Origin of the sequence: Ancylomarina salipaludis (assembly GCF_004122035.1) — a bacterium.
GTDB lineage: Bacteria > Bacteroidota > Bacteroidia > Bacteroidales > Marinifilaceae > Ancylomarina > Ancylomarina salipaludis.
The window spans coordinates 88,662-102,864 of the sequence record NZ_SAXA01000009.1 but is presented as its reverse complement, the minus strand read 5'-3'; the positions used below and the strand labels follow the sequence as shown (position 1 = coordinate 102,864).

Annotated in this window: 10 protein-coding genes and 4 tRNA genes; 9 read left to right on the top strand and 5 right to left on the bottom strand. The window is 38.4% G+C overall.

The window, feature by feature from the left end:
* Positions 1-72: 72 nt before the first annotated feature.
* From EO244_RS10960 to EO244_RS10945, 4 genes are all read left to right on the top strand, one after another.
* Positions 73-145, top strand: a tRNA-Met gene (locus EO244_RS10960).
* Positions 146-198: 53 nt separating this feature from the next.
* A tRNA-Met gene (locus tag EO244_RS10955) sits at positions 199-271 on the top strand.
* 57 nt (positions 272-328) lie between these two features.
* Positions 329-401, top strand: a tRNA-Met gene (locus tag EO244_RS10950).
* Positions 402-1,245: 844 nt separating this feature from the next.
* Positions 1,246-2,268, top strand: a complete 1,023-nt coding sequence (locus tag EO244_RS10945) for a DUF6588 family protein (protein WP_129254718.1) — start codon at positions 1,246-1,248, stop codon at positions 2,266-2,268.
* A gap of 132 nt (positions 2,269-2,400) precedes the next feature.
* Here EO244_RS10945 and EO244_RS10940 read toward each other — a convergent pair.
* Positions 2,401-2,474 (bottom strand) — tRNA-Ile (locus EO244_RS10940).
* Between the two features lie 98 nt (positions 2,475-2,572).
* On the opposite strand from EO244_RS10940, the gene EO244_RS10935 reads away from it, so the two are divergent.
* Complete coding sequence (locus EO244_RS10935) at positions 2,573-3,205, top strand: HAD family hydrolase (protein ID WP_129254717.1); 633 nt, start codon at positions 2,573-2,575, stop codon at positions 3,203-3,205.
* A 7-nt stretch (positions 3,206-3,212) separates the two neighbouring features.
* On the opposite strand, the gene EO244_RS10930 is transcribed toward EO244_RS10935, so the two are convergent.
* Together EO244_RS10930 and ispG are read right to left on the bottom strand one after the other, a co-directional pair.
* Positions 3,213-3,998 carry a hypothetical protein gene (locus EO244_RS10930; protein WP_129254716.1) on the bottom strand — a complete coding sequence of 262 codons (786 nt, stop codon included), beginning with the start codon at positions 3,996-3,998 and terminating at the stop codon, positions 3,213-3,215.
* 138 nt (positions 3,999-4,136) lie between these two features.
* Entirely contained in the window at positions 4,137-6,101 is a 1,965-nt protein-coding gene (gene ispG, locus EO244_RS10925; protein WP_241687972.1) for a (E)-4-hydroxy-3-methylbut-2-enyl-diphosphate synthase, read from the bottom strand.
* Between the two features lie 225 nt (positions 6,102-6,326).
* Here ispG and gldA point away from each other — a divergent pair, with 225 nt between their 5' ends.
* Entirely contained in the window at positions 6,327-7,226 is a 900-nt protein-coding gene (gldA, locus tag EO244_RS10920) for a gliding motility-associated ABC transporter ATP-binding subunit GldA (RefSeq protein ID WP_129254715.1), read from the top strand.
* Positions 7,227-7,835: 609 nt separating this feature from the next.
* Positions 7,836-9,092, top strand: a complete 1,257-nt coding sequence (metK, locus tag EO244_RS10915; RefSeq protein WP_129254714.1) for a methionine adenosyltransferase — start codon at positions 7,836-7,838, stop codon at positions 9,090-9,092.
* A gap of 322 nt (positions 9,093-9,414) precedes the next feature.
* Here metK and EO244_RS10910 read toward each other — a convergent pair whose 3' ends face one another.
* Positions 9,415-9,864, bottom strand: a complete 450-nt coding sequence (locus tag EO244_RS10910) for a hypothetical protein (protein ID WP_129254713.1) — start codon at positions 9,862-9,864, stop codon at positions 9,415-9,417.
* 287 nt (positions 9,865-10,151) lie between these two features.
* Here EO244_RS10910 and sucC point away from each other — a divergent pair, with 287 nt between their 5' ends.
* Together sucC and sucD are read left to right on the top strand one after the other, a co-directional pair.
* Complete coding sequence (sucC, locus tag EO244_RS10905; protein WP_129254712.1) at positions 10,152-11,324, top strand: ADP-forming succinate--CoA ligase subunit beta; 1,173 nt, start codon at positions 10,152-10,154, stop codon at positions 11,322-11,324.
* 54 nt (positions 11,325-11,378) lie between these two features.
* Complete coding sequence (sucD, locus tag EO244_RS10900) at positions 11,379-12,254, top strand: succinate--CoA ligase subunit alpha (RefSeq protein WP_129254711.1); 876 nt, start codon at positions 11,379-11,381, stop codon at positions 12,252-12,254.
* 86 nt (positions 12,255-12,340) lie between these two features.
* On the opposite strand, the gene EO244_RS10895 is transcribed toward sucD, so the two are convergent.
* Complete coding sequence (locus EO244_RS10895; RefSeq protein ID WP_164977471.1) at positions 12,341-14,035, bottom strand: tetratricopeptide repeat-containing sensor histidine kinase; 1,695 nt, start codon at positions 14,033-14,035, stop codon at positions 12,341-12,343.
* Positions 14,036-14,203: the final 168 nt, after the last annotated feature.

Below are 14,203 nucleotides of genomic sequence, written 5' to 3'. Positions count from 1 at the left end.
TACCTTGCTTTAGTTTAAAAAGGGCGTATCTTTGCAATCGCAAATAAGAAAGATACCAATCTAAAGATATATTGCGGGGTGGAGCAGTTGGTAGCTCGTTGGGCTCATAACCCAAAGGTCATCAGTTCGAGTCTGGTCCCCGCTACTTAGAAATCCTTCGGGATTTCATCTTTCGACGAAAACATATTGAAAATATATTGCGGGGTGGAGCAGTTGGTAGCTCGTTGGGCTCATAACCCAAAGGTCATCAGTTCGAGTCTGGTCCCCGCTACATAGAGAGTCCTTTCGGGGATTCGTTTTCGTCGAAATTACCTTATTGAAAGTATATTGCGGGGTGGAGCAGTTGGTAGCTCGTTGGGCTCATAACCCAAAGGTCATCAGTTCGAGTCTGGTCCCCGCTACTCGAGAAAAGCTCTTAACGAAAGTTAGGAGCTTTTTTTGTATCTTAATTTCTGATATGTATACAGTTTACGGATCACTAGTAAAAGTTGGGTCTTTCTAATTCCAAGTAATAATTTTGGAAGGCATAAACAGAAAAAATCTTAAATCTGTGATACGAACCACTTTTTCTCTTTATTTACTTTTCCTTGATGAAAAGTAACAAAAATCAATGGCTTTGGCACTCAGTGACCCATCACGGTTCAAAGTCTAAACAGACTGAACTCGTTCGTACCTCACTCAAACAGCATTCTGTTTTTAACGCCTTTTTCACCTATGGGTCCCCACTTGCGTTGCCAAGGCCAGAAACAAAAAAAAAAAACGGCTCACAATTTCAATCATTTTTTATGAAAATGTTTTGGGCGGGCCTTGTCAGCCTGCCGTGAGGCGTGCTAATTTTTTTCCACTTAGAGAAAACAAGGATCAGGCTGACTTGATTCTTTTATTCGCAAATGTAATTTCTAGTGCTCATGAACCCTTCGGGGTTGTCTACTTTTCTCATATAAGGAGAATTGAAAATCATGAATTCCTTAATGTGATATTATTATATGAGTAGAAGTAGAAGCCTAGCGGCTTGAGCGAAAAATTTAAAAGATAATCCTAAAATATATTTAATCACTTTGACCCAACTTTTACCAGTGATCCCTCATATCCGCCTAAGGCGGATAAAATCTCCAACACTTCCCCTAAGCGTATTATCAAAAAAAATGATTTGGCTACATTCATTTTTTCTTTTACCTTGAGAAAAGTTCGTTTTATAACCAATTACTAGCTATTCATTGAACATTCACACTAAATCATACCCCTATGAAAAAAATTATTCTACTGCTTTTCTTATTGATTCCATTTCTGGGAAAGTCTCAGGACATTGAACAATTTCTTTTAGCCGGAACTGAAGATGCTTCAAAACTAACAGAGAACTATGTGAACCCCGTTTCCAAAGGTTTTATGTATGGGTTAAATAACGGATGGTACAGCACAGCCAGAACGCATAAAAAATTTGGTTTTGACATCACACTGGTTGCGAACCTTGCCAAAGTTCCCGGAAAAGATGAGGTTTTTAATTTTGTTGCTTCCGATTACAAGAATCTAACTGTAAAAAGTGGTCCAAATGAAATCCAAACCTTAATGGGAGGAAAAAACACGACCGTGCTTCAAGCCCAAATTGAAACAGAAAATGGTTCTTATAATTTGGCCGAATTTAATATCCCCGATGGAATTGGAAATGATTTGCCTATGAATGCCGTACCTTCGGCAACCCTTCAAGTCGGCCTTGGAATTCCGGTTATTGATGCTGATTTAAAAATAAGATACTTGCCCAAGATTGGAACCTCTGATCTGGATGTTGGTCTATTTGGTATTGGTATTCAGAAAAGTTTTACCAAACTGCTGAAGATGGACAAAACACCTTTTGATATTTCAGCCTTGGTCGCATTCACCAATCTCACCTCAGAATATGATATCCAAGATGAATCAACCTTTGAGGGATCTGGTCAGGTAATGGAATTTTCAACCAAGGCTTTAACCTTTCAGGCTATTGCTTCAGTCAATCTGAAATTGATTGAATTTTACGCGGCCCTTGGCTACAACACAGCTAAAATGGATGTCGATATAAAAGGAACTTACACGCTTGAATATACAGATACCAACTCCGGAACAACTGTCGTTTCCGAAACTGTAACAGATCCTGTATCTGTTGATTTTGATGCCAGTGGTGTGAGAGCAACCATTGGAACTCGCTTAAACCTGGGCTTCTTCAAAATATTTGCTGATTATACAATGCAGGAATACAACACAATTACAGGAGGTCTGGCTTTTAGTTTCAGATAAATACAAGGAAAATATTTATTTACAAAAAGAGAATGTTCTATCAGGAACGTTCTCTTTTTTAATTCCCTCATTTTAAAACAAAATTGACAATAAAAAAGCCGCTACACATTGTGTAACGGCTTCTATTGGGGGTGGGCCCACCTGGGCTTGAACCAGGGACCCCCTGATTATGAGTCAGGTGCTCTAACCAGCTGAGCTATAGGCCCTCGAAAAACTTTTCGATAAAAGTATTTTATTACCTTTGTTTTCGGACTGCAATGTTACATATTTGCATTGAATAATTCAACAATATTTAGAAAAAAAAATGCCAAATTTTTCATCAATTCCCAATATAATCTTCGATTTGGGCGGAGTTCTTCTCAATATAAATCCCGAAAATTCTGTCAATCAATTTAAAGCGATTGGTTTAAATGATCCTGAAAGGATTCAATATGAATATCGCGAAAATGGTTTGTTTGATCGTCTCGAAAAAGGACTTCTCAGCCCTCAGGCTTTTCGTGATGAAATTCGTCAGTATATCGATGCTAAAGTAAGCGACCAGCAAATAGATCAGGCCTGGAATGCCATGTTGCTTGACTTCCCTTACGAACGACTCGCCCTTCTCCAGGAACTTAAAAAAACACATAAAGTCTATTTACTCAGCAATACGAATCGGATTCATTGGGAATACTACACCAAACAAATCAAAGAAACACATGGTGTTGACTTAGCTGACTGTTTTGAAAAGGACTATTATTCTCATGATATGGGGCTTAGGAAACCTGATATGAACATCTATCAAGAACTTTTAAAAACCGAAAAACTCAAAGCCGGAGAAACCCTGTTTATCGATGATATGTACCCAAATATTGAAGCTGCTAAGGCTGTTGGCATGATTGCGCATCATCTCGATCTTGAAAATGGAGAAAGTGTCTTAGATCTGTTTACTTGTAATTAAACCAATCTTATTCTTTGATAAAGTCCCCAATGGTGTTATCGTAATTCACGTAATACTTCCCTGGAATTAAATCATCAAAACGGACTTCTTTGCCAAAACCGTCATAAATAAGGTTCCCAAAAGTATCGAAGATCTCAAATTGAGTCGGAGCTGAAAAATTCAGCTTCGATGTCACTGTCTTTTTCACCAAATAAACTGGCTGAATTCCAGAATGAAATTGAATGGTATCCGAATACCTCATCTTCTCACTGTGATCAATCTGGTAAACTCGAAACATATTTTGACCGGAATGAACCGGAACTTTTATCCTATAAAAGTTAAGACCATCTGTCCCAACTCCTCTTAATTGCCCAACAGTCAACCATTTATTCCATCGATACTGCTGCACAAAGAAAGTTAAAGACCCTATTTCATTTGAACAACTCCAATTTAGAAATTGATCTTTATCGACATAGGCCTTCTTCATTTCGAAAGAACTCACTGCCTGTATGGCTTCCATATTTATGATTGAAGGAACAATCGAATCTTTATACTTGATAAAAAATCGAAGATCCTCCCCCAGCTTAAACCCCATATGAGCCAAATCAACTTCAAAAGCACTTGATTGAATTGCCTCTGAATAGGGCTTCCCATTAATAGAAATCGATTCAATCGTAAAGGCATCTTCCGTTTGAGCAAAAGGATTCATAATATAAACATTCGATCCCGTATAGACACCTTGAATTTTGAGTTCCTGAGACGAGGCAATACTAGAAATAAATAGAAAAAGAACAACTACTAATCTGAAATTCATAAATCCTGTTTTACTGGGATGAAATAACAAGTAAAGAAAGAGAGCACAGGCTCCTTAAATTTTAACTTTAATAATCAATTCAAGATAAGAAAATTAGATAAATGAATGCCTCTTTCAAAAAAACTTATTCACATATAACTATTTAGCATCCTTCCAATCGCCATTTTCTTTAATAATCTGAATCAGCTCCTCAATGGCATCTTCGCTCAAAATATTCTTTTTGATCAGTTCCTGAGACTTGTAGAGTGATACTCTTCCAGCACCTGCGCCCACATAGCCATAGTCCACATCGCCCATTTCACCGGGACCATTCACAATGCAACCCATCACACCAATTTTAAGATGGGATAAGTGAGCAAATTTCTTCTTAACCTCGCTAACCACATCTTGCAATTTAAACAAGGTTCGACCACATCCCGGGCAGGAAATAAATTCGGTTTTAGATGTCCGCACACGAGCGGCCTGTAAAATACCAAAAGCAGTAGCATTGACTTCTTCACGAGAAATATTCCCGGTATTGTTTAAACAAATACCATTCCCTAAGCCATCAATAAACAAGGCTCCCAAGTCACAGGCTGATTTTAACTGAAGGTCTTCCAGTTCATTTTCATTGAATAATCGATGAAAAACAACAGGTGTTTTGCAATTGAACTGAATCAGTTTAAAAACAAAAGCACGCTGCTCAGCAAAAGCATTCTGATGATTTGATTGGCAAATCAAGACGGCCTTAGAGTTCGCTTGTAGCTTATTAATAAATTCTTCTGTAAGATCAGAATAAGAACAGTTGATAAAATGAATATCCGATTTAAAAGAACTCAAATCGTCGTGAAGAAAAACCTCTGCTGAGAATAAAGGCTGAACCTTTACTGAATACTGAAACGCATCTTCCCAACATACCGAATCAACAATCAAACCCAGTTCCTTAGGAAAATCTCTGATTGAAGGATCAAAACCATTGATATAGATAAAATCAGCAGCCAAATCGCCCTTCTCCCATTCCAAACTTTCAGCATCCATCCTGTAACCAACCTGTTCCGGGAAATCACTATTAAAATGCCTTTCTAAGCTAAAATCAGCAATAACTACAGCCGGTTTACGTCCGCCAATATTGTCGACTTCCACAGTTGATCGTTTGTAAAAATCACACAGATTAATCTGGCTATACGAGGGAGATTCAATGGGACAATGGCCTTCTTTTTCCAAAACATAGTCCACCATCTTCTTTCCAACAGGAGATTCAATCTCCGGATCTTCGGTTAAGGAAATTCGAATGGTGTCACCCAAACCATCGTTTAGTAAAGCACCTGTACCCACAGCCGATTTAATCCGCCCATCTTCACCTTCACCAGCCTCGGTTACGCCTAAATGCAAAGGATAATAAAGATCTTCCTTATTCATTTCACTTACCAGCAAACGAACCGTTTTTACCATCATCACTGTATTGCTCGATTTGATAGAAATGGCCACATCATTAAAGCGTTCCTCCTTGCAGATACGAAGAAACTCAAGGGTCGCTTCAACCATCCCACGCGGGGTATCGCCATAACGACTCATAATTCGATCTGAAAGTGAACCATGGTTGGTTCCGATGCGAATAGCCGTTTTGTGCTCTTTACAGATAGCAATCAAAGGAATAAACTTGTTGCGAATTTTCTTCAAGCCCTCCTGATACATTTCTTCACTGTATTCAGAACCGTCCAGATCAGCTCTTTTATCAACAAAATTTCCAGGATTTACGCGTATCTTATCTACATACTGAGCCGCAATAGTCGCTGCTACAGGATTAAAATGGATATCAGCAACCAAAGGTGTTTCATATCCCCTTTCCAATAACTCAGCTTTAATAAATTTAAGATTTTCAGCCTCTTTTTTACCCTGCGTCGTCAATCTCACATATTCAGCCCCCGACTCAATCATTCTGATGGCTTGTTCCACACTGGCCTTTATATCATTGGTGTCGGTATTCGTCATCGACTGGATACGAATAGAATATTCTGCCCCCAGCGGCGTTTTTCCAATTTGAGTTTCAGAAGATAAACGTCGTGAATAGTTAAATAAATCTTTACAGAATGTATTGAGTTTCGAAATTGTCATGGACTTCATATTATAATCAGCTTAACTTTAATTCTTAAGAGCAAAGTCTATCCGAACGGCTACAAAGCTGTAGTCTATTTGAAATTGATAAATCTTAGTCTGATTCTATTTGATGTACAAATGTAAGCTATAAATTCTTAAATTTGAATTTCGAACGCTCCGGGATTGACTGTCAGCCTTAATCTTTGACAAAATCCCAAAATCAAATCATTTTCAGCAAGAAATAAAAAGCCCATGTCGATACAAGTTAAGGAAGTCAGTAAATTCTATGGCAAACAAAAAGCTTTAGATGCTTTGAGTTTTGAAATTTCAGATGCCGAAGTTGTCGGTTTCCTTGGCCCCAATGGTGCTGGTAAATCAACCATGATGAAAATCATCACAGGCTTTCTGCCACAAAGTTCCGGAGATGTCTTTGTCAATGGTTTGAATGTGATGACCCATTCTTTGGAAATACGCAAACAAATTGGTTATCTGCCCGAACACAATCCGCTTTATCTGGATCTGTACGTGAAAGAATATTTGGAGTATGTTGCAGGGATCTACAAATTGGGGAAAAATAAAAAAAAGCGAGTTGATGAAATGATTGAGCTCACAGGTTTGGGTTTGGAACAAAAGAAAAAAATTGGTGCCCTGTCAAAAGGTTATCGACAACGCGTTGGGCTGGCTCAGGCACTTATTCACGATCCCAAAGTTCTGATTCTGGATGAGCCCACAACAGGACTCGATCCCAACCAACTGGTTGAAGTTCGCCAATTGATTCAGAATATTGGAAAAGAAAAAACTGTGATGCTTTCAACCCACATCATGCAAGAGGTTGAAGCCATATGCGAACGTGTACTAATAATAAACAAAGGGAAACTGGTCGCCGATCAGACTTCAAACAATATGCACAGCATAAAAGAATCCTATATATTCGACCTGCAGTTTACCAGCCCTGTTTCTAACGCGCAATTTAAAACTATTGCAGGCATTACTCAGGTCGAAGCTTTGGCCAATAACCGCTACCAAATATCGGCTACCAGCGATGTGCGTGAGCAAATCTTTCAAATGGCTGTTAGCAACAACTTGGTGCTATTGGAAATGAAATCTCAGGAACGTAATTTGGAATCTATATTCCATGAGCTGACTCGATAACAAATAAGTTCTTATTCGATCAAACCACTGAGCTCACAGTGTATTCAATTTCTCCTCCTTTCTAAGGAGGAGTGCCTGATCACGAGAATTCGGGAGAGGGCGAGGTGGTTTAACTTTTAGCCCAAATGATTGAGCTAACTCCAAATAATCACCTCCCCAACGAGCAAAGCTCGCCACCCTTCCTCAAAATTAAGGAGGAGAAATAAATTGCTAATAAAAAAGCAAAAGCCTAGCGGGCTTGAGCGAAAAGAAAAAGAAATCTTGAGATCATTTTCAACAAACCATTCGAATATAAAGAGATTTTAGTCTTTTTTAACCTAAGTGCTTTATATTCTTAAGGAGAAGCAGCAAATATAGGCTTGTTTGTTTCCAAAACTTTGCTTTCCTTTGCATCGAATTAAGTGGAAAGATTTGGCTGCTTGCGACCACAGAAAAAAATGCTAAAAAGAGTAATACTTACCCTATTTCATTTTCTGTACATTGTACAACCAATGCTTTCCCGTATATTTTATTTATAAGTAGTACTTTATAATCGACTTATTGCAAAGTGATTCCTGCTTCAGGCATTTTAGCTTAAGACACTCGAGGTACTCTAAACATTAAAATGTTATGGGATATTTATTTACATCTGAATCTGTTTCAGAGGGACATCCGGATAAGGTATCTGATCAAATTTCAGATGCTTTATTGGACAAATTTTTAGCTTTCGATCCAAACTCGAAAGTGGCTTGCGAAACAATGGTAACTACCGGACAAGTTGTTTTAGCAGGGGAAGTAAAAACAAAAACTTATATCGATACTCAGGAAGTCGCTCGTCAGGTGATCAACCGTATTGGTTATACCAAAAGCGAGTACCAGTTCGACGGCACATCATGTGGTGTGTTAACGGCTATCCACGAGCAATCAGATGATATCAACCGTGGTGTCGATCGTGAAGATCCAATGAATCAGGGAGCGGGTGATCAGGGGATGATGTTTGGCTATGCTACAAAAGAGACGGACGACTATATGCCATTGTCACTTGAATTATCTCACCGCTTATTGATGGAATTGGCTGAAATTCGCCGCGAAGGGAAAGAAATGACCTACTTGCGTCCCGATTCAAAATCACAGGTTACCATCCAGTATGCTGATGATGATACCATCGAGAGAGTTCATACCATTGTGGTTTCAACTCAACACGACGATTTTGGTCCTGATGATGAGAGCATGTTGGCTAAGATTAAAAACGATGTTCGCAACATCCTAATCCCTCGTGTGATTAAAATGTTACCGGCACGTGTCCAGGCTTTCTTCGATGATAACTTTATTCTTCATGTGAACCCAACCGGTAAATTCGTAATTGGTGGTCCTCATGGCGATACAGGTCTTACCGGTCGTAAGATTATTGTTGACACTTATGGAGGAAAAGGTGCTCATGGTGGTGGTGCTTTCTCAGGTAAAGACCCTTCTAAGGTAGACCGTTCGGCTGCTTATGCTGCCCGTCATATTGCAAAAAATATGGTTGCTGCCGGTGTGGCTGACGAAATGTTGGTACAGCTTTCGTATGCCATTGGTGTGGCTGAGCCTGTGGGTATCTACGTGGGTACTTATGGCAAGTGTAATGTTGACATGAGCAAAGGTGAAATTGCAGATAAAATTGCCGAAATTTTCGACCTTCGTCCTGCTGCTATCGAACAGCGTTTGAAATTGCGTAACCCAATTTACGAAGAAACTGCTGCCTACGGCCACATGGGACGTACTCCTCGCACAATAGTGAAGAAATTCCATTCACCTTATTTCGAAGATAAAGAAATGGAAGTAGAACTATTCACTTGGGAAAAACTAGACTATGTTGACAAAGTAAAAGAAGCCTTCAAGCTTTAATCCTTTTTCAAATTAGATAAAAACAAAAGAGAGCATCCTGATGGGTGCTCTCTTTTTGTATTCACATATTTGTTTAAAGGTCTCACTTTCTTAATGAGGCTCTCAATACAGTTCAATCTATAAGTCTTAATCATAACCTGACACACAAAACGAACAGATAATCAGAAGAGGCCAAACGGATGCAAGTTGAAAAAAATTGGGCCAGTATCTCATAATTTTGTAAATTGGATGTATAAAGCGAATCAATGGGGCTTATCAGACAACAAAAGCTCCCTTTCCACATAGGCAGAAAGGGAGCTTTTAATATGATGAGGTGTTTGAATTAGAAACCCTGGCTTGTTCTAAAGATCACAGCTCCAATAATAATGATTGGGTATAAAGCCAACATCACAATGGTCATGATACCCACAAATTTATAATGCGATTTGATGTAACCCATCGCCTCGGTAAGCGCCTGTGAACGACGTGACATTAATGCTTCCTTTGCCTTGTTCGAAAACTGAAGCAAATAATAAATAGGGAAAAAATAAAGCCCAATCAATAATAAATAAAAAACGCCCATAGCACCCATAGGAAATGGCGTGTAAGCACTCATCATACTTGAGGCTGCAAATAAACCCAAAGACCCCAAAAGTCCTAGTCCCATAAAAATGAAACCTAATATCGCGAAGAACTTCGTCCACTTTCTGGTTTCACGCAAATACGCTTCAGCTTGAATTTCCAACACCAATTCGTTTTTATTCTCCGATGCGGCTGTTTCTAAATTTTCCATGTTTTAAAATCTGATAAATAAATATTAAATTGTTCACTAAGATATTGAAAAAATAAGCAAACCACAGCTCTTAATTTTTAATAAAAAAAGTATAGATACTCAAACTGATTATAAATCAAGCTTTTTTAAATAAAAAGACAAAGAAGTCCGAAAAAAGACTTCTCTTCTTTTTATATTCATTCAGTTATTTATATATTTAGGTTCGTTAAAAAAACAAGACTTGTTTTAAGCAAACATAAATTGTTTTAAACAAGTTAATCTAACTAAGCCAAAATAATTTTTAGCCCATGAAGATTCATGAATACCAAGCCAAGGAGATCTTAAGATCTTATGGTGTACCTGTTCCCAAAGGGAAAATTGCTTCCACAGTAAAAGAAGCAGAACAAGCTGCTCAGGAAATTGGATTACCTGTTGTAGTTAAAGCACAAATTCATGCCGGAGGCCGAGGTAAAGGTGGTGGCGTTAAGTTTGCCCCTACAGCAAAAGACGTGAGCCAATATGCCAGCGATATTTTGGGAATGACCCTAATTACACATCAAACTGGACCAGAAGGTCGCTTGGTGAAAAAAGTTTGGATCGAAGCCGCTTCGAATATCAAGCATGAATATTATGCGGGTATTGTTCTTGATCGTGCCTCATCAAAAGTCACCTTTATGGTATCAACCGAGGGGGGAATGGAAATTGAAAAAGTTGCTGAAGAAACGCCTGAAAAAATTATGAAAGTAGGGGTTGATGCTTCAGTGGGTTTACAAGCTTTCCAAGCCAGAGAGATGGCCTTTTCATTAGGTTTGACCGGAACGGCTTTTAAAAATGCAGTCACATTTTTCTTAGCTCTGTACGATGCCTATATGGGTACGGATGCCTCTCTCTTCGAGATCAATCCTCTTGTTGTAACTGAAGAAGGTGATGTTTTGGCATTGGACGCTAAGGCTGATTTTGACAATAATGCCCTGTATCGTCAAAAAAACATTGTGCCTCTTCGCGATCTTGATGAGGAAGAACCTTTGGAAATTGAGGCTGGAAAATCAGGTCTTAACTATATCAAACTGGATGGAAACATTGGCTGTATGGTTAATGGTGCCGGTTTGGCTATGGGAACTATGGATATCATTAAATTAACCGGAGGTGAACCCGCCAACTTCCTTGATGTAGGAGGATCGGCATCTGCTGAAACTGTAGAACAAGGTTTCCGCATAATTCTTTCAGATAAAAATGTAAAGGCTGTTTTAATCAATATTTTTGGCGGTATCGTTCGATGCGATCGTGTTGCCAATGGCGTTATTCAAGCCATCAAAAATATCAATACTAAAGTTCCGATTGTTGTTCGTTTACAAGGAACCAATGCTGAAGAAGGTAAAAAACTTCTTGAAGAATCAGGCATGAATATTATTGCCGCTACTGAGCTTAAAGATTCTGCAGAGAAAGTGGTTGCCACATTGGGACAAACTGTAAGTAAATAAGTATTTGAAAAAGGTCAAACATCATGACCAATCACAATTAAAACAATCAAGACAATGAGTGTATTAGTCAATAAAGATACAAAACTAGTCGTTCAGGGAATTACTGGTTCTGAAGGGGGATTTCATACCCAACAAATGATAGAATATGGGACCAATGTGGTTGCCGGTGTAACACCAGGTAAAGGTGGACAAAAATTTATGGATCAAGTTCCTGTATTTGATACTGTGAAAGATGCGGTTGCAAAAACAGGAGCCAATGCTTCGGTTATCTTCGTTCCACCTGCTTTCGCAGCCGATGCGGTTATGGAAGCTGCTGATGCAGGTATAGAGCTTGTGGTATGTATCACCGAGGGTATTCCGACACTGGATATGATTAAGGTTCACGAATTCCTTAAAAAACGCCCTAAGACAACTCTTATCGGTCCTAACTGTCCGGGTGTCATTACCCCGGGTGTCGCAAAAATCGGAATTATGCCGGGTTTTATTCACAAACCGGGTAAGATCGGTATTATATCACGTTCGGGAACCCTTACCTATGAGGCGGTTCATCAGCTAGGTAATGCCGGTTTTGGTCAATCTACAGCTATCGGTATTGGTGGCGACCCAATTATCGGCACCAAACATATTGATGCGGTTAAACTATTGAATGAGGACCCGGATACGGAAGCCATCGTTCTTATTGGTGAAATTGGTGGTTCGGATGAAGAAACTGCTGCTGCTTATATTGCCGAACACGTGAAAAAACCAGTGGTTGCATTTATTGCCGGCCAAACAGCCCCAGCGGGTAAACGTATGGGACATGCCGGTGCCATTATTGCAGGTGGAAAAGGAACCGCTGCAGAAAAAATGAAGGCACTTGAAGCTGCAGGAATTCACGTAGTGAAATCGCCAGCTGAAATTGGAAATAAAATGAGAGAAGTTTTGGGATAAGCTTGTTTTTCTATCTGATCATAAAAAAAGCCGTTCAAATTAATGAACGGCTTATTTTATGCTGTTAAATCAGATTGAGTTTTCAATTAATTTTTACACAAAGGAATGCTAAAACTAACTCGTGTTCCGTGTAGATTCTTGTTTAACGTCTTCAAATCAATCACATCAATACTCAGGGTGTTTTTCGAATAATAGTTATAAATTCTGACTCTATCGTGAAGAATTTTAGTCCCCATTGATTTGTGTGTACTTCCGGGTTTCTTTTTAATATCTATACCAACCCCATTATCCTCGATACTAAAATCAATATTATTTGTGTCTTTATTCTTAAGCAAACAAAGTTTAATTTCTGCCTCAGGGTTATTTCTCAACTCCCCGTGTACAAGGGCATTTTCAATAATTGGCTGCACCAACATGGGCGGGATACGTATCTCATCCAGATCAATCTCCGAATCGATATCAAACCGATAAGAAATTCCCTGTCCAAAGCGCAGATTTTGCAGCTCAATATAAGCCGAAAGAATATCCAACTCTTCCCTAACTGTGATATAATCTTGTGTTGAATTCTCTAAAACACCTCTAACTAAACCCGATAGTTTGGACAGATAGCTGAATGCCTTATCGTTGTCATTGTCAAGAATGAAATCCTGAATCACAGAGAGTGAATTAAAAAGAAAATGAGGATTCATCTGACTCAAACGTACTTTCTGCTCCAATGATAAAGTCTGAAGCTTATTTCGATATGATCTTGACCTGATATAAAAAAGAACAAAAGCTGTGGCAAGAATAATCAATATCATGAGAGATAAAAGAAAAATATTCTTTCGGCTCAAAGCAAGATCTTTGATCTCAAGTTCTTTTTCTTTCAAGTCCAGGTAATGTATAAACTCAAGCTGATTTAGTCTTTGGGTCCGATCATCTAATTTCAATGAATCTCTAATAAACTGAACTTTCTTATTATAGACCAAAGCCTGTTCAAAATCCTTTTTCTTCTCCAGGATAATTGATTTCTGTAAATAAGTCTTTTCTAAATCTTCACTCAACTTATATTTCAAACAAATATCTTCTGATTTCTTTAGCTTGTCGAAAGCTTCATCATAGCGCTCTAATTCGGTCAAACATTGGGCTGAGTAAATATAAGATTTAGGTAAACCCCAAAAGTCACTAATTCTTATTCGAATCTCCTCACACTTATCATAGTAGCTTAAAGCCTTTTCATACTCTTTTTTATAGAAAGCCACCTCACCAAAATTTAGAAGAAGCTCACCCTTTTGCGGAAGATTACCATATTCTTCGATAAATATTTCTGATTTGTTCAAATATCGCAAAGCTCTATCATATTGTTTTTGCTCCAAATAAAGAACGCCCAAATTCATATTAACCTCTCCAAGTCGAGCACCATAATCCAGATCTTCAAACAGAGATTTTGCCATTAAATAATAATGTTCAGTCTCCAAAAAATTACCCAAGCTCTGATAAACACCGCCGACGTTAAAATAAATCGTCGCTATTCCTTTTTTATAACCGAGCTTTTCATAAATTTCCTTCGCTTTGAGATACCCTTCCAGTGCAAGTTCCGCTTTATTAGTGCGCCTGTAAATAACAGCAATATTATTCCACACCTTACCTACATCAAGCTTTTGTTCTGCTTTCTTAAATTCAGGAATCGCCTGATAAAAATGCACCAGAGCAGTATCATAAACAGCCTGATAAAAATAACTAACACCTTGTGTTTTTTCTGCCAAGCCAATTAAAGAAGGATCACCTAAATTACGTGTCATCTTAATAACTTGTTTCCCAAATTTAAGACAATAAGAAGGCGAAGTTGATCTTAAAGACTCCATCTTTTTTATAGAATCTAAATACTGATCGTAATGGACAGGCCTATTTTTTAAACTATCTTTTGAAAATATACTCCCTTTCAAACTTAAATGTATAAGCAGGAAACA

Bases quoted from the DNA above. Each gene is read 5' to 3' on its own strand.
- ispG (WP_241687972.1), bottom strand. From the start codon at position 6,101: ATGAAGTCCATGACAATTTCGAAACTCAATACATTCTGTAAAGATTTA.
- metK (WP_129254714.1), top strand. From the start codon at position 7,836: ATGGGATATTTATTTACATCTGAATCTGTTTCAGAGGGACATCCGGAT.
- EO244_RS10895 (WP_164977471.1), bottom strand. From the start codon at position 14,035: ATGACACGTAATTTAGGTGATCCTTCTTTAATTGGCTTGGCAGAAAAA.
- EO244_RS10930 (WP_129254716.1), bottom strand. From the start codon at position 3,998: ATGAATTTCAGATTAGTAGTTGTTCTTTTTCTATTTATTTCTAGTATT.
- gldA (WP_129254715.1), top strand. From the start codon at position 6,327: ATGTCGATACAAGTTAAGGAAGTCAGTAAATTCTATGGCAAACAAAAA.
- EO244_RS10945 (WP_129254718.1), top strand. From the start codon at position 1,246: ATGAAAAAAATTATTCTACTGCTTTTCTTATTGATTCCATTTCTGGGA.
- sucC (WP_129254712.1), top strand. From the start codon at position 10,152: ATGAAGATTCATGAATACCAAGCCAAGGAGATCTTAAGATCTTATGGT.
- EO244_RS10910 (WP_129254713.1), bottom strand. From the start codon at position 9,864: ATGGAAAATTTAGAAACAGCCGCATCGGAGAATAAAAACGAATTGGTG.
- sucD (WP_129254711.1), top strand. From the start codon at position 11,379: ATGAGTGTATTAGTCAATAAAGATACAAAACTAGTCGTTCAGGGAATT.
- EO244_RS10935 (WP_129254717.1), top strand. From the start codon at position 2,573: ATGCCAAATTTTTCATCAATTCCCAATATAATCTTCGATTTGGGCGGA.